The sequence below is a fragment of the Sphingomonas glacialis genome, assembly GCF_014653575.1.
Taxonomy (GTDB): Bacteria; Pseudomonadota; Alphaproteobacteria; order Sphingomonadales; family Sphingomonadaceae; genus Sphingomonas; species Sphingomonas glacialis.
This window is the reverse complement of record NZ_BNAQ01000003.1, coordinates 247,289-264,868: the sequence shown is the minus strand read 5'-3', so window position 1 is coordinate 264,868 and position 17,580 is coordinate 247,289. Positions and strand designations below refer to the sequence as shown.

Genomic DNA, 17,580 nt, shown 5'->3' with positions numbered 1-17,580 from the left:
CTCACTCCGCCGCTGCCGCGACTTTCTTGGCAGGGGCTTTCTTTGCCGCGGGTTTTTTCGCCGCCGGCTTCTTCGCGGGTGCCTTCTTGACGGCGGGCTCGCCTGCCGCGGCTGTTTCGGCCGCAGGCTTCTTGGCTGCCGCTTTCTTGGCAGGCGCCTTCTTCGCCGCTGGCTTCTTCTTGCCCTTCGCCGGCGGTGCCGCCGCCGCGCGTGCGTCGATCAGCTGCGCCGCTTCCTCGAGCGTCAGCGCATCCTTCTCGATCGACTTGGGCAGCGTCGCGTTGGTCGTGCCGTCGGTGACGTAGGCGCCGTAGCGCCCCTCCATCAGCTTGATCTCGGCCTCGCTGCGCGGATGCAGCCCGAGCACTTTCAGCGGGGCCTGCGCGCCGCGCTGTTGCCGCCCACCACCCGCTGCAGCTTCGGCCAGCTTGACGACCGCGGCGTTCATGCCCGTTTCGAACACGTCGTCGGTCGATGTCAGCCGCGCATATTTGCCGGCATGCTTCAGATACGGACCATAACGGCCGATCGCCGCGGTGATCGGCTCGCCGGTCTCGGGATGCGTGCCGACGGTGCGTGGCAACGACAGCAGCTTCAGCGCCCATTCGAGATCGAGCTCGCCAATATCCTTCGGGATCGACGCCATCTTGCGCGTCTCGCCCTCGCCGATCTGGATATACGGCCCGAAGCGTCCCGATTTGCGCTCGACCGGTAGGCCGGTCTCGGGATCCTCGCCGAGCGTTTCGGGTCCGGCATCCTCGCCGGCCGCACCCGGCTGTCCGAAGCGGCGGGTATATTTGCACTCGGGATAGTTCGAGCACGCCACGAACGCGCCGAACTTGCCGCCGCGCAAAGCAAGATGTCCCTGGCCGCAATGCGGGCACAGCCGCGGATCGCTGCCATCGGCCTGCGCCGGGAAGAGATAGGGCTCGAGGAACTTGTCGAGCTCGGCGGTCACTTCGGACGGCTTCTGCTCCATCACCTCGGTCGTGCGCGGCTTGAAATCGCGCCAGAACGCCTCGAGCACCGCCTGCCATTCGGCGCGGCCGCCCGAGACTTCGTCGAGCTCGTCCTCGAGGCCCGAGGTGAAATCGTAACTCACATATTTCTCGAAGAAGCGTTCGAGGAACGCCGTCACGAGGCGCCCCGATTCCTCGGCGAAGAAGCGGTTCTTCTCGACGCGGACGTATTCGCGGTCCTTCAGCGTCTTGATGATCGAGGCATAGGTCGATGGGCGGCCGATGCCGAGCTCTTCGAGGCGCTTGACCAGCGACGCTTCGGAGAAGCGCGGTGGCGGCTGGGTGAAGTGCTGTTCGGCGCTGACGCCCTTCTTGGCGGGGGCGTCGCCCTCGCGCAGCCGCGGCAGGCGGCGCGCGTCCTCGTCCTGCGTGTCGTCCGAGCCTTCTTCGTAGAGCGCGAGATAGCCGGGGAAGAGCACGACCTGGCCGGTCGCGCGCAAGCCGGTCTGGCCGGTGCCGTCGAGCATCTCGACCGTGGTGCGCTCCATCCGCGCCGACGCCATCTGGCTGGCGAGCGCGCGCTTGAAGATCAGGTCGTAGAGCCGCGCATGGTCGCCGCCGCCGGCCTTGTCCTTGGCGAAATCGGTCGGGCGGATCGCCTCGTGGGCTTCCTGCGCATTCTTCGCCTTGGTCTGATAGACGCGTGGCTTGTCGGGGACGTAGCTCGCGTCATAGCGGTTGGCGACGGCGAGGCGAGCAGCCGAGATCGCGCTCGAATCCATCTGCACGCCGTCGGTACGCATATAGGTGATCGCGCCGTCCTCGTAGAGACCTTGCGCGATCCGCATCGTGTGATCGGCCGAGAAGCCGAGCTTGCGCGAGGCTTCCTGCTGGAGCGTCGAAGTGGTGAAGGGCGGCGGCGGGTTGCGCGTCGCGGGCTTCACTTCGACCGTCTGCACGGTGAAGCGCCCCGCCTCGACCGCGGCCTTGGCGCGCATCGCCGTGCCCTCTTCGCCGATCGACAGGCGGTCGAGCTTCTTGCCCTCGAACTGGACGAGCCGCGCTTGGAACGGGGTGCCGTCCTGCTCCATGTCGGCGACGACCGACCAATATTCCTGCGCGCGGAAGGCTTCGATCTCGCGCTCGCGGCTGACGATGAGCCGCAGTGCGACCGACTGGACGCGGCCCGCCGACTTGGCGCCGGGGAGTTTCCGCCACAGCACCGGCGAGAGCGTGAAGCCGACGAGATAGTCGAGCGCGCGGCGTGCGCGGTACGCGTCGATCAGATCGGTATCGAGCTCGCGCGGATGCTTCATCGCCTCGGTCACCGTCGCCTTGGTGATCGCGTTGAAGGTGACGCGCTGGACGTCCTTGGGCAGCGCCTTGCGATTGCGCAGCACTTCCTGGACGTGCCACGAAATCGCCTCGCCTTCGCGATCGGGATCGGTTGCGAGAATCAGGCGGTCGGCGGTCTTGGCGAGATCGGTGATCGCTTTCAGCTGCTTGGTCTTGTCGGCGTAATTCTCCCATTCCATCGCGAAGCCCTCATCGGGGTTTACCGATCCGTCCTTGGGCGGCAGATCGCGGACATGGCCGTAGCTTGCGAGCACGCGATAGTCAGAACCGAGATATTTCTCGATGGTCTTCGCCTTGGCGGGCGATTCTACGATGACAAGCTGCATGGTGGTTCAAAGCGTCCTTACGTGTACGCGCGAGGATGGAGAGACGAGGGCGGCGGCGTCAAGCCATGGGCCGAGGGCCAGGTCGAGCACGCGAAGCGCTTGGGAGCTGCGACGCGCGCCGCTTCGAGGGGGAGGGGAGAGCGCATCGCGGCGCCTCATGCCACAAGCGCCGCGCCCGGGGACAGCGATTTGTCGCGCCGCGCCAAACCCGTTATCCCCGCTCGCGCTCGGCCAGGTTGCTCCACGCGGTCAGCATCGCGCCTCCCAATTTGCGCCCGCGCTCGACCGAAACGTCGCGCAGCCGTCCGCCAGCCGCGGCGAGATCGCGCGAACGACTCGGCTGACGGTCGAGCCCCTCGACCTGCATCAGCCACAATTGCCGGAACGCCCCGCCTTTCTGGCGCAACAGCTGCTGCGGCGGCCCGTCTTCAATGATCCGGCCCTTGTCGACGACGATCACGCGGTCGAACCCGACGATCGTCGACAGCCGGTGCGCCACCGCGATCACCGTGCGGTTGCGGACCAGCGCGTCGAGCCCGGCCTGCACATCGAGCTCGCTCTCCGAATCGAGCGCGCTGGTCGCTTCGTCGAGCAGCACGACTCGCGCGTTCTTGAGGAAGGCGCGCGCGATGCCGATTCGCTGCCGCTGCCCGCCCGACAGATTGGCGCCGCGCTCGCCGACGACGGTGTCGTAGCCGTGCGACAGGCGGCGGATGAAATCGTCGCAGCCGGCGGCCTCGGCGGCGGCGTGGACGTCCTCGTCGCTCGCATCGGGACGCGCGATGCGGATATTGTCGATCACCGAGCGGTGGAACAGCAACACTTCCTGCGGCACGACCGCGATCGCATCGCGCAGCGATTCCTGCGTGACATGGTCGATCCGCTGGCCGTCGATCGTCAGGTTGCCGATCTGCGGATCGTGGAAGCGCTGGATAAGCTGGAGCAGCGAGGATTTGCCCGCGCCCGATGAACCGACGATCCCGATCTTCTGCCCGGCAGGGACGGTGAGCGACAGATCGTGGATGATCGGATCGCGCGGATCGTAGCCGAAGGTGACGTTGGCGAGCTTGACGGTGCCCTCGCCGACGCGAAGCCGCGTCGCATCGGGCGCGTCGCTGAGCGTCTGCGGCACGCCGATGATGTCGAGCGTTTCGCGCAGATAGCTGAACTGCTGGCTGGTATCGATCACCGCCATCGCGAGATCGCGCGAGCCGTTGAGGATGCGGAAGGTCATCGTGCTGATGATGACGACGTCGCCGGTCGAGATCGCGCCGGTCGACCAGCGCCCGATCGCCCAGACGAGCGTCCCGCCGACCATTACCGCCAGCGCAAGATCGTGGAGCCCGCGCATCTGCTCGACGAAGAACCAGCCGCGCCGCTGCGCATCGGCTTCCTTGTCGAGAAACCCCTCGAGCCGGTCGAGCTCGCGGTCGCGCGCGGCGAATGCCTTCACCACCCAGATATTGCCGATCATGTCGATCAGCTCGCCGCCCGCGCGCCCGGCATGTTGCGCAAAGGCGGTGTGGTGGACGTGGCCGCGCAAGCCGAGCACGATCAGGATCGCAGTGACGACGAGGAAGACGCCGCCGAGGACCGCGGCCATCGCGGCGTCGATCGTGACGAAGATCAGCATCGCGCCGGCAAACGCGATCAGCGGCGGCGTCACTTCGCGCAGCAGCCGGTGCATGATCGCGCCGAAAATCCCCGCCAGCCCCGAAATGCGGTGCCCGAGCGACCCGGCGCGCTGGTTCTGGAAGAACGGCATCTGGTGCCCGGTGAGGTAATTGACCATGTCGAGCCGGATGCCGACGCCCGAACTGACCGTCGCCTGGCCCAGCGTCAGCGCCGAGGCGCGCTGCAACAGACTCTCGAGGATGACGAGCCCGAGAAAGCCCGCAAGCGCGGCATAGACCGTGCCGCGCGCGCGCACCCCGCCGGTCATCGCGTCGATCAGCAGCTTCATCGCATATTGCACACCGATCGCGCTGATCGACGCGGCTGCGACGAGCAGGCCGAGCGTCACGAAGATCCACGGGCGCGCGGCGACATAGTGCATGAGGAAACGTGTCGGACTGTGCAGAAAGGGCAAGGCATCGGCTCCGCGTAAGTGCAGGTCTGCTGCGGCGGCGTAACGATCGGCGCAAGCCGAAGTTTCTCGAGCGCCCGATATGCGCGGTGGTTGGAGCGTTTGACTGTGCAGAGTGGGCTCCCGTCCCTGCCCAGCGGTCAGATCTTGGCGTTATTCGCAGCCGCGACCGTGCTCAGCCGGGGAAATCGAGCAGCGCGACTCGACCGCCAGCGTGTCGTTCGAGCCGCCCGGCGAGCTCGAGCTCGAGCAGCACCGTCTGGACGATCGCCGGGCCATGCCCCGACTGGCGGATGAGTTCGTCGATCGCGACCGGGACGGGGCCGAGCAGACCGACGACATCGCGCCGTTCGACGTCGGTCGCATCGGCGGGCGGGGGCGCAGCGAACGGCGTGCGCGTGGTGCGGACTATCCGGCGGTCGATCGGGCGTATGCTTTCGAGCACATCGGCGGCGTTCTGCACGAGCGTCGCGCCGTCGCGGATCAGCCCGTTACACCCTTGCGCGCGCGGGTCGAGCGGGCTGCCGGGGACCGCCATCACCTCGCGGCCAAGCTCCCCAGCCAGTCGCGCGGTGATCAACGATCCCGATTTGGGCGCCGCCTCGACCACCACCGTGCCGAGCGCGAGCCCGGCGATGATGCGGTTGCGATAGGGGAAATGGCGCGCGCGTGGCTCGGTGCCGGGTGGTTGCTCGGCGATCAGCAGGCCTTCGCTGGCGATGCGGTCCTGCAGCGCGGCGTTTTCGGGCGGATAGACCACGTCGATCCCGCCCGCGATCACGCCGATCGTTCCCGTCGCGATCGAACCGATATGCGCCGCGGTGTCGACGCCGCGCGCCAGGCCCGAAACGATCGTGACGTCGTCCTGCCCGAGCTCGGCGGCGAGCTGGCGCGCGAAGCGGCACGCCGCCGCCGACGCGTTGCGCGCGCCGACCATCGCGATCGTCGTGCGGCCAAGCAGCTCGGTTCGCCCGCGCAGCATGACGACGGGCGGCGCATCGTCGAGTTCGGCGAGCAGATCGGGATAGTCGGGGTCGCCGAGGAACAGATGCCGCGCGCCGAGCCGCGCGGCGTGCGCGAGTTCGCGCTCGGCGAGCGCGACCGGCGCGATCGGCGGCGGAGCGCCACCGCCGCGGGTGGCGAGGTGTGGGAGCGCGTCGAGGGCTGCCGCGGCAGTGCCGTAGCGTGCGAGCAACTGCGCGTAGCTGACCGGGCCGATCTGCGGCGTGCGAATCAAGCGGAGGCGGGCGATCGCGTCGGTCTCCCGCCCGGTATCAGCCATGTTTGCTGCCGACGCGCGGCTCGACCCCGCCGACCAGCCGTTCGATGTTCGCGCGGTGCTTCCACACCACGATCAGCGCGAGCGCGAGCAGCAGCAGCACGAGGTCGAACCGCGAGAAAGAGGCGGCGCTCAGCGGCGCGCTGATCGCGGCGAGCATGCCGGCGAGCGACGAGATGCGGAAGATCGCGAGCAAGGCGATCCACACCACCGCATAGACCAGCCCGATCGGCCAATGCAGCGCTAGCACGATGCCGAGCAAGGTCGCGACGCCCTTGCCGCCCTTGAAGCCGAGCCAGACCGGGTAGCAATGCCCGAGGAACGCCGCGGCCGCGGCGATCACGCCAGCGCCGCCGAGATAGCGCTCGGCGATCCACACCGCCGCAAAGCCCTTGAACGCATCGAGCAGCAGCGTCGCCGCGGCGAGGCCCTTGCGTCCGGTGCGCAGGACGTTGGTCGCGCCGATATTGCCCGACCCGATCGTGCGCAGATCGCCCGCGCCCGCCATCCGCGTCAGCACCACGCCGAACGGGATCGAGCCCAGCAGATAGCCAAGCACCAGCGCGGCGGCAGGTGCCATCCAGAAAGTTTCCATCGACACGGTTTCAGCCCCCAAGCGAACCAAGCATAGCATGCCCGGGCGCGCTGCGGGAACACTCTCGCGCTACCCGGTCCTTTGTCAAATGCGACCAGCGCGGTATTGCGCGCCGATGGATGCACGGCCGGTACTGTTTTTCGACTCTGGGATTGGCGGGCTATCGGTGCTCGGCGCGGCGCGCGCGCTGCTGCCGCGGATGCCGGTGGTGTATGTCGCCGATTCTGCGGGCTTCCCGTACGGGACCAAAAGCGAGGCCGAGATCGCCGCGCGCGTCCCCGCGCTGCTCGGGCGACTCGCCGAACGCTATCGCCCGCGGCTGATCGTGATTGCGTGCAACACGGCGTCGACGATCGCGCTCGCGGCGGTGCGCGAGGCGCTCGACGTGCCTGTCGTGGGAACCGTCCCGGCGATCAGGCCCGCCGCCTTGGTCAGCACAACGCGCGTGATCGGGGTGCTCGGCACCAATGCGACGGTGCGCCAGCCCTATGTCGACGACCTCGCGGCGCGCTTCGCGAGCGACTGCACGGTGCTGCGCCACGGCTCGGCCGAGCTCGTCGAACTCGCCGAGGCAAAGCTCCACGGCCAAGCGACCGATCCGGCGCGCTATGCCGCGATCCTCGACGGTCTGTTCGGCCAGCCGGGCGGCGTACGGATCGACACGATCGTCAACGCCTGCACGCATTTCCCGCTCGTCGCCGACGAGCTTGCCGCCGCCGCGCGGCACCCGGTGACCTTCGTCGATGGCAGCGCCGGGATCGCGCGCCGGATCGCGTTCCTCACCGCGGGGCAGGATTGGCCCGATGCAGCGGGCGACGGACGCGCGGTGTTCACCGCGAGCGATGCGTCGACCGATGCGCTGGCGCCGGCGCTCGCGCGCTTCGGTCTCGCGCGACGTGAGACATTATGACCACCCGTTCGATCACGCTGATCGCGTAAACGCGCTGGAATTCCGGGCGATGAAGGACTAGATCGCGGCGATGGACGTGGACACACCGCCTCGCGGAGTCGATTACTCCCGGATCTTCACGCAAGCGATCGATCGCTTGCATGTCGAGGGGCGCTACCGCGTCTTCATCGATATCCTGCGCAACAAGGGTGCGTTCCCCAACGCGCGCTGCTTTGCCGGGCATAACGGACCCAAGCCGATCACGGTGTGGTGCTCGAACGATTATCTGGCGATGGGCCAGCACCCGGAAGTGATCGCGGCGATGGAACATGCGCTCCACGACGTCGGCGCGGGCTCGGGCGGAACGCGCAACATCGGCGGCAACACGCATTACCATGTCGATCTCGAGGGCGAGCTCGCCGATCTGCACGGCAAGGAAGGCGCGCTGCTGTTCACCAGCGGCTATGTCTCGAACGAGGCGACGCTCGCGACGCTCGCCAAGGTGCTGCCGGGCTGCGTGATCCTCTCGGACGAGCTCAACCACGCCTCGATGATCGCGGGGATCCGCAATTCGGGGTGCGAGAAGCACGTCTTCCGCCACAACGACGTCGCGCATCTCGAGGAACTGCTTGCCGCTGCCGATCCGACCGTGCCCAAGCTGATCGCCTTCGAGAGCGTCTATTCGATGGATGGCGATGTCGCGCCGATCGCCGAGATTTGCGATCTGGCTGACCGCTACAATGCACTGACCTATCTCGATGAAGTCCATGCCGTCGGCATGTACGGCGCGCGCGGCGGTGGCATTTCGGAGCGCGACGGCGTCGCCCACCGGCTGACGATCATCGAAGGCACGCTCGGCAAGGCGATCGGCGTGATGGGCGGCTATATCAGCGCCGACCAGACGATCATCGACGTGATCCGCTCGTACGCGCCGGGGTTCATCTTCACGACCTCGCTGTCGCCGGTGCTGGTCGCGGGGGCGCTTGCCGCAGTGCGCCACCTCAAGGCGTCGAGCGTCGAGCGCGACGGGCAACAGGCTGCCGCCACGATGCTCAAGACGCTGTTTGCCGGGGCCGGGCTCCCTGTGATGGATTCGACGACGCATATCGTTCCGCTGATGGTCGGCGATCCGATCAAGGCAAAGAAGATCAGCGACATCCTGCTCGCCGAATACGGCGTCTACGTCCAGCCGATCAATTACCCGACGGTGCCGCGCGGCACCGAGCGGCTGCGCTTCACGCCTGGCCCCGCGCATGACGAAGCAATGATGCGCGAGCTGACCGATGCCCTGGTCGAGATCTGGGGCCGGTTGGAGCTGCGCAAGGCGGCCTAGGCGACGACGATCGTCTCGGCCGTGCCCGGCACCGCAAGCGGCTGGTCGAACGGGACGACGGAGCGTTCGGCGTAGCGTTCCCTTTCGGGCGACCGCATCACGTGCATGACGCGCGCCTCGACATCGGCGACCCAATAGTCCGGCACGCCGGCGGTCGCATATTCAGCCTGCTTTTCGCCGAGATCGGTGCCGAGTGTGGTCACGGAGACCTCGACGATCAGCACGACGCGATCCGGAGGGACTGGGCCACTCGACGGTACGTCGGGCATCACGACCGCGATGTCCGCACCACGGATCGTTAGCGGACCGATACCGATCATCAGATCGACTGCCAAGCAACGGTCGGTTGCGGAATAGGCGGTGATCAGTTTCGCGATCAGCCTGGCGTTCAGCGCACCATGCGAAAAGCCCCCGGACATCATCTTGCGCAATTCCCCCCGGACGAGCTCGACGTTCATGTCGCTGAAGGCGCCAGCGTCGTGCATCCGCAGATACTCGCGCGCGGTGAACAGCGTCTCTGGGACGGACTCGACGGCGAGGCGGACCGGCTTGTTCATGCCCGCAAGGATATCATGCCCGCGCCGCACACGCGAGCGCCACGGAACCAGCGAGCGCCCGGCCCGTTTCCCCTTGAAATCAGGAGATTGCGCGATGGGTAAAGGGTGTATCTTGTGGCTGATCGGCGTGCCGATCCCCGTCATCCTGCTGCTGTGGCTGCTCTTCGGCCACTGATCGGTCAGGCGATCCCGAGCAGCAGCGTCAGCAGCCCGAGGCCGAGCGAGAGCGGGATCCGCAACCGCATCCACCACGCCGGGACGAGCCCGCGCCTGGCGAGCAAATGGTCGACGCCGAGCGCGGCGATCAGCGCGACACCCAGCAGGATCAGCGACGGCCCCGGCCACGGTTCGCCGACCGCCCAGGGGACTGCGCTCGCCAAGGCAAAAAGCGACGGCACGATCGCGGCGACCCACAGCCATTCGGGCGGACGCTCATGGCTCGCCGCGACACCCCACCACAGCCCGCCGAGGAAGCTCAGAATCAACGCGGCATAGGCATAGCCCATCGACAGTGCGGAAAAGCGCAACGCGCCGTCGCCGCTCAATACCGCCGCTACCGCCGCGATCTGCGGTAGCAGGCCGGCAAGGCCGAGCCAGCGCGGAAGCTGTGGCGGGTTCATGCTGCCGGCCGCCGGATGCTGCCCGACCAGGCATAGCCGCGATACAGCGGGGTGAAGCGCGCGGTGCCGCCGGTTTCGGAGGCGGCCTCGATCAGCGCAGGCTGGAGCGTCGCGCGCGGCGAGACGTCGAACTTGTCGAGCCACGCAAACAGCGCGCTGCGGAACAGGCCGGGCAGCCGCTCCTGCTGACCGAAATCGACCACATCGAGCCGGCCGCCCGGCGCGAGCTTGTCGGCGCCCTCGCGGATCGCGCCGCGCCAGTCGGGGATCATCGACAGCGTGTAGCTCTGGAAGATCCGGTCGAACGTGCTCACACCGAACAGGGCAGTCGAATCGAACGCAGTCGCATCGCCTTGCGCGAGCACGATCTTGTCCGAGAGGCCCGCCGCGGCGACCTTCGCACGCGCAGTCTCGAGCATCGCTTCCGAAATATCGATCCCGAAAAAGCGCGCGTCGGGCCACGCCCGCGCGGCCGCGATCAGGTTGCGTCCGGTGCCGCAGCCGATCTCGAGCACGCTGCCGCCAGCGGGCGGGGCGATCCCGGCGATTAGCGCATCGCGCCCGAGCAGATAGTATTTGCGCGTCAGGTCATAGATGTGTCGCTGCGAGCGGTAGATCGCATCCATCTGCCCGGCATGCCCCGATGCCGCCTCGACCGCTGCCGCGTCGTTCATCCGAGCACGTAGAGGTGAACGCCGCCATAGATCGAGGAGCGGTCGCGCTTGGTGTAATCGAGCGAATCCTCGGCGCGATACTGCCATTTGCCGAGGATCGCATCGGGCACGCGGCCGGGCAGGATGGTCGGCTCGCCCGCGGTGCGGAACAGGACGCGCGCGCCGGGCTTTGCCGTGCGCGTGATCTCGCTCCACAGGTCGCTCAGCTGCGCGTCGGTCATCCAGTCCTGCGCATCGAGCAGGATGTAGCGATCGAGCGAGGCGTCGCCTTGCTCGCGCAGATATTCGGCGAAATTGACGTGGCAGACTTCGATCCGCGACGCGCGCGCGACGATCTCGTCATAATGGTCGCGCTGGAGATAGGGCGGCAGCGGGGCGGCGGCATCCTTGCCATAGCCACGGCCGAACGCCTGCCAGGCGAAATAATTGTCCTTGATGTCGAAATCGCAAGCGAGCTTCTCGAGCCGCTCGCGCAGCACCACTGCCATCTTCTCGTCACCGGCGAGCGCTTCGTACTGCGCGGGCGGGATGCCGAGCCCGAACAGCGATGCGGGCTGGTCGGTGATCCACTTGACGAAGCCCTTGTCGAAGAACGGCGCGAATTCGCGGTCGAAGATCTCGCGCTGTTCCTCGATCGATTTCGCGGTGAGCAGGATCTTGGGGTTCACCCCGTTGAGCCGTGCCAGAAGATGCGCGACACCGATGAAATTGCCGAGCAGCCCGCGCTTGTAGACGTTCTTGGCGAACCCGCCGATCCGCCGGCGCCCGACCATGTCGCGGCCTTCCCAATAGGCGAGCGTCGTCGCGTCGAGGTGCGGGCGGATATAGGTCCGATAGGCGAGCACGTTCTGGCGGCTGTTGGCCTGCGCGAAGAAGCGGTGGAAGGCGTCGTAATCGGGCAGATGCCGTGCCGCGACGAGCTTCAATTTGTTGAGCGCGATATGCGCCGGGTTGAGATCGACCGCGGTGATCGCGCGTGGGTTGGCGGTGAGGTACGACATCATGTTGCACCCGCCCGAGGCAATCGTGACGACATGGCTGTCGGGCGTGATCGCGAGCGCCTCCATGTCGACCGCGGGATCTTCCCAGATCTGCGCATAGACGAGCCCGCGGAACGCGAAAGTGAAGGCGCGCTCGAGCAAACCCTGCTTTGACATATGCTTGTGCTGGAGCACCGCGTTGCGCACTGCGCGGTTCTTGACCGCGCGAGTTCCGGGGCGGTGGACGACGCGGTCCTTGAGCGATCGGAGGGCATTGGCCATGATGAACTCTCCCGCCGGACGATCACGCCAGGGATGCGGCGCGCGGTGGCGCGCACGCACTACGACGATCCGGTGACGCTTCCATGACGGGATAGCGTCTAAATGAAAAGGACCTGCCGGCTAAAGGGGGGCCGACAGGTCCGTTTACGCCACCGTTCGTCGCAAAGGAGGGGATCCGACGACGGTGTTACACGCCGCTGCTTGGGGCAGCGACACGGTAGGTACGCGCGGGGTGCATCGCTGGATGCGCCCCGCTGCGACAATTTTTTACGGCATCATCACGGTGTCGATGACGTGGATCACGCCGTTCGACTGCATCACGTTGGCGATCGTGACCTTACCCTTGTGGCCCTTGGCATCCATGATGCCCCAGCCATTGCCCGACTTCATGAACGTCAGCGTGCCGCCCTGGACGGTGGCATAGGTCGCCTTGCCCATGTTGGCCTTCGCCTTGGCGGCGATGTCCTGCGCGGTGATCGTGCCGGGGACGACGTGATAGGTCAGGACCGAGGTCAGCGTGTCCTTGTTCTCGGGCTTGAGCAGCGTGGTCACCGTGCCCTTGGGCAGCTTGGCGAAGGCCGCGTTGGTCGGCGCGAAGACGGTGAAGGGGCCAGGGCCGCTCAGCGTCTCGACCAAGCCGGCAGCCTTGACTGCGGCGACGAGCGTCGTGTGGTCCTTCGAATTGACGGCGTTCTCGACGATGTTCTTCGTCGGGTACATGGCGGCGCCGCCGACCATCGGATTGGTCTGGGCATAAGCGAGCGAGGCACCGCTGAGCGCAATCGCTGCAGCGACGATCGAGGTGCGGAAGGTGCGAGTCATGTGCGTTCTCTCCAACGGATCGCCCGGTGGTCCGGACGTGCCGGATATACGCTCGAAACCCGGGTATGGATGCAACCGGACCTATTGGAAATGTGCCGACGCTTTACCCGACACCTAGACGCGCGACAGCGCACCCGTCGCGACCACCGGCCCGGTCGGCAGCCCCGTCGGCGATCCGCCGATCGGCTCGAGCGAAACGGCAAGCGTCGCACCCGCGGCAAGCCGCGCGCGATTGGCCGCATCAAGCGTCAACGCCGTGCCGCCATGCGTCTGGAGCAAGCCGAGCGAATGCGGCGTCCCGCCCGCTGGAATGACCCACAGTTCGGCGGTGCGCTTCGCGTCGGCCAGGCTCGCCTCGGTCAGCCGCAGCGATCCGGCGCGCGCGTCGTACACCACGGTGACCGGGGTGCCCTTGGCGGTCGGGGTGATCGAGGCGACCAGCGTCGGGCTGGTCTCGACCACGACGCGGGGCGCGACCGGGGGTTGCGGCACGGGCAGTGGGCGGGTGAACAGCACGACGAGCAAACCTGCGGCGGCGACGCTCGAAAACGCAGCCAGGCTCGGCCAGAATTTGCTCGGCGCGCGCGCCGGCAGTGCGACGACGCTTGGCGCGGGGGCGCCATAGAGCGAGCGCTCGATCCGTGCGAACAGATCGGGCGCGGGCATTTCGGGCCACAGGTCGAACAATTGCGCGAGGTGCGTGCGCCACGCCTCGACCTCGCGCGCGAAGCCGGGCTCGGCGAGCACACGCCGCGTCGCGGCGGCGCGCGCGTCGCCGTCGAGCAGGCCAAGCGCGAATTCGCCCGCCATCGTGTCGGGCAGATCGTCGTCGCGGACGTCGGGGGGCAGCACGTCGCTCATCCCTCGAGACACGCTTTGAGCCGCGCAAGACCGCGCCGCACCCAGCTCTTCATCGTGCCAAGCGGCACCGCCTCGCGCTCGGCGAGTTCGGCATAGGTCACGCCGTCGAAGAACGCCGTGCGGATCGCGGCGCGCTGGCGCTCCTCGAGACTGTCGAGGCAAGCGTGCAGCTGGTGCGTCGATTCGGCCTCGAGCAGCACGTCGCTGGCAAGTGGTGCGGTGTCGAGGATCGGGGGCGCATCTTCGATCGGCGATGCGCGGCGCACGGTCTGCGCACGCTGCCAGTCGATCGCGCGGTTGCGCGCGATCGTCGCGAGCCAAGTGATCGGGCTTGCGCGCGCGGGTTCGTAGGCGCCGGCGCGTTTCCAGATGGTGAGATATACGTCGTGCAACACGTCTTCCGCAGCCTGCCTTTCGCCGCAGATACGGTAGCAGATGCCGAATAGCTTCGCCGAGGTCAGCGAATAGAGATCGCGAAAGGCCGCGCGGTCTTCCTCGCCGGTACGGACCAGCGTCTCGACGAGCCGAAGACGCGCCGCTTCGGGTGTCCCGGCGGCGGAGTTGACGGAAGCGCGAGGCGTCGAATCTATCACAGATCAACACCCTAGCCAGCTGTTGCGGGTATCGCAATCGCCGCACGGCAATTCTGCTGGCTTGAGTGTGGCAATTGCGCGGATGCTTGGCTAAAGCGCTGCCGATCCGCTCAATCGAATTGGGAGCGCCTTCGCTTTGCGCATCGCCATTGCCTCCGACCACGCCGCCTTTGCGCTAAAGGGCATACTTGCCGCTTGGCTCGCCGGGCAGGGGCATGACGTCGTCGATCTCGGTCCCGACAGCGATGCGCGCGTCGATTACCCCGATTTCGGGTTCAAGCTGGCCGAAGCGATCGCGGCCGGATCGGCCGAGCGCGGTATCGCGCTGTGCGGGTCGGGGATCGGCATTTCGATCGCGGTCAACCGCAACCCGGCGGTGCGCTGCGCGCTCGTCTCGGAACCGCTGTCCGCCGCGCTGGCACGCGAGCATAACGACGCCAACGTCATCGCGCTCGGCGCGCGGCTGATCGGCGAGGACATGGCCAAGGCCTGCATTACCGCTTTCCTGACCACCGATTTCGCCGGTGGCCGCCATCAAACCCGCGTCGACAAGCTCGGCGCCCCAGCTCCCGCAAAGGATCCGGCATGAGCACCAATCCCACCACGCTCCACGACGTCCAGCCCGACGGTTTCTTCACGCGCGGCCTGGCCGAAACCGACCCCGCGGTGTTCGCGGGCGTCCAGCACGAACTGACGCGCGAGCAGACGCAGATCGAGCTGATCGCCTCCGAGAACATCGTGTCGAAGGCGGTGCTGCAGGCGCAGGGCTCGGTGTTCACCAACAAATATGCCGAAGGCTATCCCGGCAAGCGCTATTATCAGGGATGCCACCCGTCGGACGAAGTCGAGCAGCTGGCGATCGACCGTGCCAAGCAGCTGTTCGACTGCGCCTATGTCAACGTCCAGCCGCATTCGGGCGCGCAGGCCAATGGGGCGGTGATGCTCGCTTTGGTGAAGCCCGGCGAGACGATCCTCGGCATGAGCCTCGATGCCGGTGGCCATCTGACGCACGGCGCGCGCGCGGCGATGTCGGGCAAGTGGTTCAATGCGGTGCAGTACGGCGTCGATCCGGTCAGCCACTTGATCGACTTCGACGAAGTCGCGAGCCTGGCGCGCGAGCATCGCCCCAAGCTGATCATCGCGGGTGGCTCGGCCTATCCGCGGCAGATCGATTTCGCCAAGTTCCGCGCGATCGCGGATGAGGTCGGCGCCTATTTCCTGGTCGACATGGCGCATTTCTCGGGACTGGTCGCGGCCGGCCTGCATCCCTCGCCGCTGCCGCACGCGCATGTCGTGACGACGACGACGCACAAGACGCTGCGCGGCCCGCGCGGCGGCATGATCCTCAGCAATGACGAGGCGCTCGGCAAGAAGTTCAACTCGGCGGTGTTCCCGGGGCTGCAGGGCGGCCCGCTGATGCACGTCATCGCCGCCAAGGCGGTCGCGTTCGGCGAAGCGCTCGAACCCGACTTCAAGAGCTACATCGCTGCGGTGATGGAGAACGCCAAGGTGCTCGCGGCGACGCTCAAGGAGCGCGGCGCCGAGATCGTCTCGGGCGGGACCGACACGCATCTCGCGCTGATCGACCTCACCCCGCTCGGCGTCACCGGCAAGGATGCCGACGAAGCGCTCGAGCGTGCGAACATCACCTGCAACAAGAACGGCATCCCCAACGATCCGCTCCCGCCGACCAAGACCAGCGGCATCCGCGTCGGCACGCCCGCGGGCACGACGCGCGGCTTTGGCCCGGCCGAGTTCCGCGAGATCGGCAACATGGTCGCCGACGTGCTCGACGGCCTGCGCCAGAAGGGCGAGGGCGGCGACCCGGCGGTAGAAGCCGCTGTACGGGAGCGTGTTATTGCACTATGTCACCGGTTCCCGATCTACCCGGAGAGCTGACATGACCGATCCCGCTGGCGACGAGAAACCCAAGACCACCTTCGAAGACATGGCCCGCGCCGTTGGCGAGGATGTCGTCGAAGTGCTCGACAGCGCGGTCGACAAGACCAGCACGCTGCTCGGCGGCGAGGAAGGCAACCGGATCGTCGGCGGCGCCGTCGTCGGTGCGCTGGCGGCGATCGTGCTGCCGTTTTCGCTGATGACGGGCGCTTTGCTCGGCGCCGGCTATGCCGCTTATCGAAAGTTGAACAAATAAGAGATGCGCTGCCCCTTTTGCGGACATGAAGACAGCCAGGTCAAGGATTCGCGCCCGACCGAAGATGCCGGTGCGATCCGACGCCGGCGCCAGTGCGAGGGGTGTGCAGCGCGTTTCACCACGTTCGAACGGATCCAACTGCGCGAGCTGACCGTGCTCAAGAGCGAGGACAAGCGCGAGCCGTTCGACCGCGAGAAGCTGCTCCGCTCGGTCTCGATCGCGGCGCGCAAGCGCCCGATCGAGGCGGTGCGACTCGAGAAGCTCGTCTCGGGCATCCAGCGCCAGCTCGAGACGCAGGGCGAAAGCGAAGTGCGCTCTGGGCGAATCGGGGAGATGGTGATGGAGGGGCTCAAGGGTCTCGATTCGGTCGCCTATATCCGCTTCGCCAGCGTCTATAAGGATTTCCGTGAAGCGCGCGATTTCGAGGAGTTCGCCGGTACGGTGAGCGAGGTCGGCAAGGCGTGAGCACGCTTCCGGCTGTTCCGCCGCCCGTCCTCGTCCTCGTCCGCCCGCAGCTCGGCGAGAATATCGGCAAGGCCGCGCGCGCGATGCTCAATTTCGGCTTGGTCGAGATGCGGCTGGTGTCGCCGCGCGACGGCTGGCCCAATCCCTCGGCCGGGCCGGCGGCATCGGGTGCCGATATCGTGCTCGAACGAGCGCAAGTCTATGAAACCGTCGCCGACGCGGTCGCCGATTGCAGCCATGTCTATGCGACCACGGTGCGCAAGCGCGGCGTGACCAAGCCGGTGGTGACCCCCGAGGAGGCCGCTGCCGCGATCCATGCCGGGCCGGGGCGCGCGGCGATCCTGTTCGGGCCCGAACGCTCGGGGCTCGAGACCGACGACGTCGCGCTCGCGCGGACGATCATCACCGTGCCGATCAACCCCGAATTCGGCTCGCTCAATCTCGCACAGGCGGTCATCCTCGTCGCGTACGAATGGTCGAAGGGCATGGGGCTGGCGCAGCCGCCCGCGGTCGAACTGCACGAGCCCGCGCCGCAGGCCGAGCTCGACGGGATGATCGGCCAGCTCGACGCGATGCTCGTGGCGACCGACTTCTTCTATCCGCCTGACCGCACCCCGGTGACGCGACGCACGCTGCGCACCTTGCTCACCAAGCCCGCCTGGTCGGCGCAGGAAGTGCGGACGCTGCGCGGCGTGTTGTCGGCGCTGTCGGGGAAGACGCCGCGGCGACCTTGATCTGCGCGTAGCGG

The 17,580-nt window shown here is 67.2% G+C and carries 18 protein-coding genes; 7 read left to right on the top strand and 11 right to left on the bottom strand.

Annotated features, from left to right (window positions below; all coding sequences use genetic code 11):
* Position 1: 1 nt before the first annotated feature.
* From topA to plsY, 4 genes are all read right to left on the bottom strand, one after another.
* On the bottom strand, positions 2–2,641 hold the full coding sequence (gene topA / locus IE187_RS11930) for a type I DNA topoisomerase (RefSeq protein ID WP_189676441.1): 2,640 nt from the start codon (positions 2,639–2,641) through the stop codon (positions 2–4).
* A gap of 211 nt (positions 2,642–2,852) precedes the next feature.
* The gene (locus tag IE187_RS11925) at positions 2,853–4,730 is read right to left on the bottom strand and encodes an ABC transporter ATP-binding protein (RefSeq protein WP_189676440.1); all 1,878 of its coding nucleotides are present in this window, start codon (positions 4,728–4,730) and stop codon (positions 2,853–2,855) included.
* 172 nt (positions 4,731–4,902) lie between these two features.
* Positions 4,903–6,009: a DNA-processing protein DprA gene (gene dprA / locus IE187_RS11920; protein WP_189676439.1), complete on the bottom strand. Its 1,107-nt coding sequence runs from the start codon at positions 6,007–6,009 to the stop codon at positions 4,903–4,905.
* Positions 6,002–6,586, bottom strand: coding sequence for a glycerol-3-phosphate 1-O-acyltransferase PlsY (gene plsY, locus IE187_RS11915; protein WP_133192143.1), 585 nt, complete (start codon positions 6,584–6,586; stop codon positions 6,002–6,004). Before plsY ends, dprA begins: the two co-directional genes overlap by 8 nt.
* A gap of 130 nt (positions 6,587–6,716) precedes the next feature.
* Here plsY and murI point away from each other — a divergent pair, with 130 nt between their 5' ends.
* Entirely contained in the window at positions 6,717–7,511 is a 795-nt protein-coding gene (gene murI / locus IE187_RS11910) for a glutamate racemase (RefSeq protein WP_189676438.1), read from the top strand.
* Between the two features lie 70 nt (positions 7,512–7,581).
* Entirely contained in the window at positions 7,582–8,823 is a 1,242-nt protein-coding gene (gene hemA / locus IE187_RS11905; protein WP_189676437.1) for a 5-aminolevulinate synthase, read from the top strand.
* Here hemA and IE187_RS11900 read toward each other — a convergent pair.
* From IE187_RS11900 to IE187_RS11870, 7 genes are all read right to left on the bottom strand, one after another.
* Positions 8,820–9,380: a Uma2 family endonuclease gene (locus IE187_RS11900; RefSeq protein ID WP_189676436.1), complete on the bottom strand. Its 561-nt coding sequence runs from the start codon at positions 9,378–9,380 to the stop codon at positions 8,820–8,822. The two genes, hemA and IE187_RS11900, sit on opposite strands and share 4 nt — an antisense overlap.
* Positions 9,381–9,559: 179 nt before the next feature.
* A complete protein-coding gene (locus IE187_RS11895) occupies positions 9,560–10,000 on the bottom strand; it encodes a DUF3429 domain-containing protein (protein ID WP_189676435.1) in 441 nt (146 codons plus the stop codon).
* On the bottom strand, positions 9,997–10,674 hold the full coding sequence (locus IE187_RS11890) for a class I SAM-dependent methyltransferase (RefSeq protein ID WP_189676434.1): 678 nt from the start codon (positions 10,672–10,674) through the stop codon (positions 9,997–9,999). Before IE187_RS11890 ends, IE187_RS11895 begins: the two co-directional genes overlap by 4 nt.
* The gene (locus tag IE187_RS11885; protein ID WP_189676433.1) at positions 10,671–11,936 is read right to left on the bottom strand and encodes a BtaA family protein; all 1,266 of its coding nucleotides are present in this window, start codon (positions 11,934–11,936) and stop codon (positions 10,671–10,673) included. The genes IE187_RS11890 and IE187_RS11885 overlap by 4 nt, the downstream gene beginning before the upstream one ends.
* Before the next feature lie 267 nt (positions 11,937–12,203).
* A complete protein-coding gene (locus tag IE187_RS11880; protein WP_133191378.1) occupies positions 12,204–12,758 on the bottom strand; it encodes a fasciclin domain-containing protein in 555 nt (184 codons plus the stop codon).
* Between the two features lie 114 nt (positions 12,759–12,872).
* On the bottom strand, positions 12,873–13,619 hold the full coding sequence (locus tag IE187_RS11875) for an anti-sigma factor (protein ID WP_189676432.1): 747 nt from the start codon (positions 13,617–13,619) through the stop codon (positions 12,873–12,875).
* Positions 13,616–14,212, bottom strand: coding sequence for a sigma-70 family RNA polymerase sigma factor (locus tag IE187_RS11870; protein ID WP_229839383.1), 597 nt, complete (start codon positions 14,210–14,212; stop codon positions 13,616–13,618). The genes IE187_RS11875 and IE187_RS11870 overlap by 4 nt, the downstream gene beginning before the upstream one ends.
* Positions 14,213–14,348: 136 nt before the next feature.
* On the opposite strand from IE187_RS11870, the gene rpiB reads away from it, so the two are divergent.
* Genes rpiB through IE187_RS11845 form a run of 5 tightly spaced genes read left to right on the top strand, consistent with a single transcriptional unit; the run spans position 14,349 to position 17,566 of the window.
* Positions 14,349–14,801, top strand: a complete 453-nt coding sequence (rpiB, locus tag IE187_RS11865) for a ribose 5-phosphate isomerase B (RefSeq protein ID WP_133191380.1) — start codon at positions 14,349–14,351, stop codon at positions 14,799–14,801.
* Positions 14,798–16,111, top strand: a complete 1,314-nt coding sequence (gene glyA, locus IE187_RS11860; protein WP_189676431.1) for a serine hydroxymethyltransferase — start codon at positions 14,798–14,800, stop codon at positions 16,109–16,111. The genes rpiB and glyA overlap by 4 nt, the downstream gene beginning before the upstream one ends.
* Position 16,112: 1 nt before the next feature.
* Entirely contained in the window at positions 16,113–16,367 is a 255-nt protein-coding gene (locus tag IE187_RS11855) for a hypothetical protein (RefSeq protein ID WP_133191382.1), read from the top strand.
* Positions 16,368–16,370: 3 nt separating this feature from the next.
* Entirely contained in the window at positions 16,371–16,832 is a 462-nt protein-coding gene (nrdR, locus tag IE187_RS11850) for a transcriptional regulator NrdR (protein WP_133191383.1), read from the top strand.
* The gene (locus IE187_RS11845; protein ID WP_189676430.1) at positions 16,829–17,566 is read left to right on the top strand and encodes an RNA methyltransferase; all 738 of its coding nucleotides are present in this window, start codon (positions 16,829–16,831) and stop codon (positions 17,564–17,566) included. The genes nrdR and IE187_RS11845 overlap by 4 nt, the downstream gene beginning before the upstream one ends.
* The last annotated feature ends 14 nt before the right edge of the window (positions 17,567–17,580 follow it).

Excerpts from the sequence above, each read along its gene's own strand:
- topA (WP_189676441.1), bottom strand. The coding sequence starts at position 2,641 with ATGCAGCTTGTCATCGTAGAATCGCCCGCCAAGGCGAAGACCATCGAG.
- dprA (WP_189676439.1), bottom strand. The coding sequence starts at position 6,009 with ATGGCTGATACCGGGCGGGAGACCGACGCGATCGCCCGCCTCCGCTTG.
- plsY (WP_133192143.1), bottom strand. The coding sequence starts at position 6,586 with ATGGCACCTGCCGCCGCGCTGGTGCTTGGCTATCTGCTGGGCTCGATC.
- murI (WP_189676438.1), top strand. The coding sequence starts at position 6,717 with ATGGATGCACGGCCGGTACTGTTTTTCGACTCTGGGATTGGCGGGCTA.
- hemA (WP_189676437.1), top strand. The coding sequence starts at position 7,582 with ATGGACGTGGACACACCGCCTCGCGGAGTCGATTACTCCCGGATCTTC.
- IE187_RS11900 (WP_189676436.1), bottom strand. The coding sequence starts at position 9,380 with ATGAACAAGCCGGTCCGCCTCGCCGTCGAGTCCGTCCCAGAGACGCTG.
- IE187_RS11895 (WP_189676435.1), bottom strand. The coding sequence starts at position 10,000 with ATGAACCCGCCACAGCTTCCGCGCTGGCTCGGCCTTGCCGGCCTGCTA.
- IE187_RS11890 (WP_189676434.1), bottom strand. The coding sequence starts at position 10,674 with ATGAACGACGCGGCAGCGGTCGAGGCGGCATCGGGGCATGCCGGGCAG.
- IE187_RS11885 (WP_189676433.1), bottom strand. The coding sequence starts at position 11,936 with ATGGCCAATGCCCTCCGATCGCTCAAGGACCGCGTCGTCCACCGCCCC.
- IE187_RS11880 (WP_133191378.1), bottom strand. The coding sequence starts at position 12,758 with ATGACTCGCACCTTCCGCACCTCGATCGTCGCTGCAGCGATTGCGCTC.
- IE187_RS11875 (WP_189676432.1), bottom strand. The coding sequence starts at position 13,619 with ATGAGCGACGTGCTGCCCCCCGACGTCCGCGACGACGATCTGCCCGAC.
- glyA (WP_189676431.1), top strand. The coding sequence starts at position 14,798 with ATGAGCACCAATCCCACCACGCTCCACGACGTCCAGCCCGACGGTTTC.
- IE187_RS11855 (WP_133191382.1), top strand. The coding sequence starts at position 16,113 with ATGACCGATCCCGCTGGCGACGAGAAACCCAAGACCACCTTCGAAGAC.
- nrdR (WP_133191383.1), top strand. The coding sequence starts at position 16,371 with ATGCGCTGCCCCTTTTGCGGACATGAAGACAGCCAGGTCAAGGATTCG.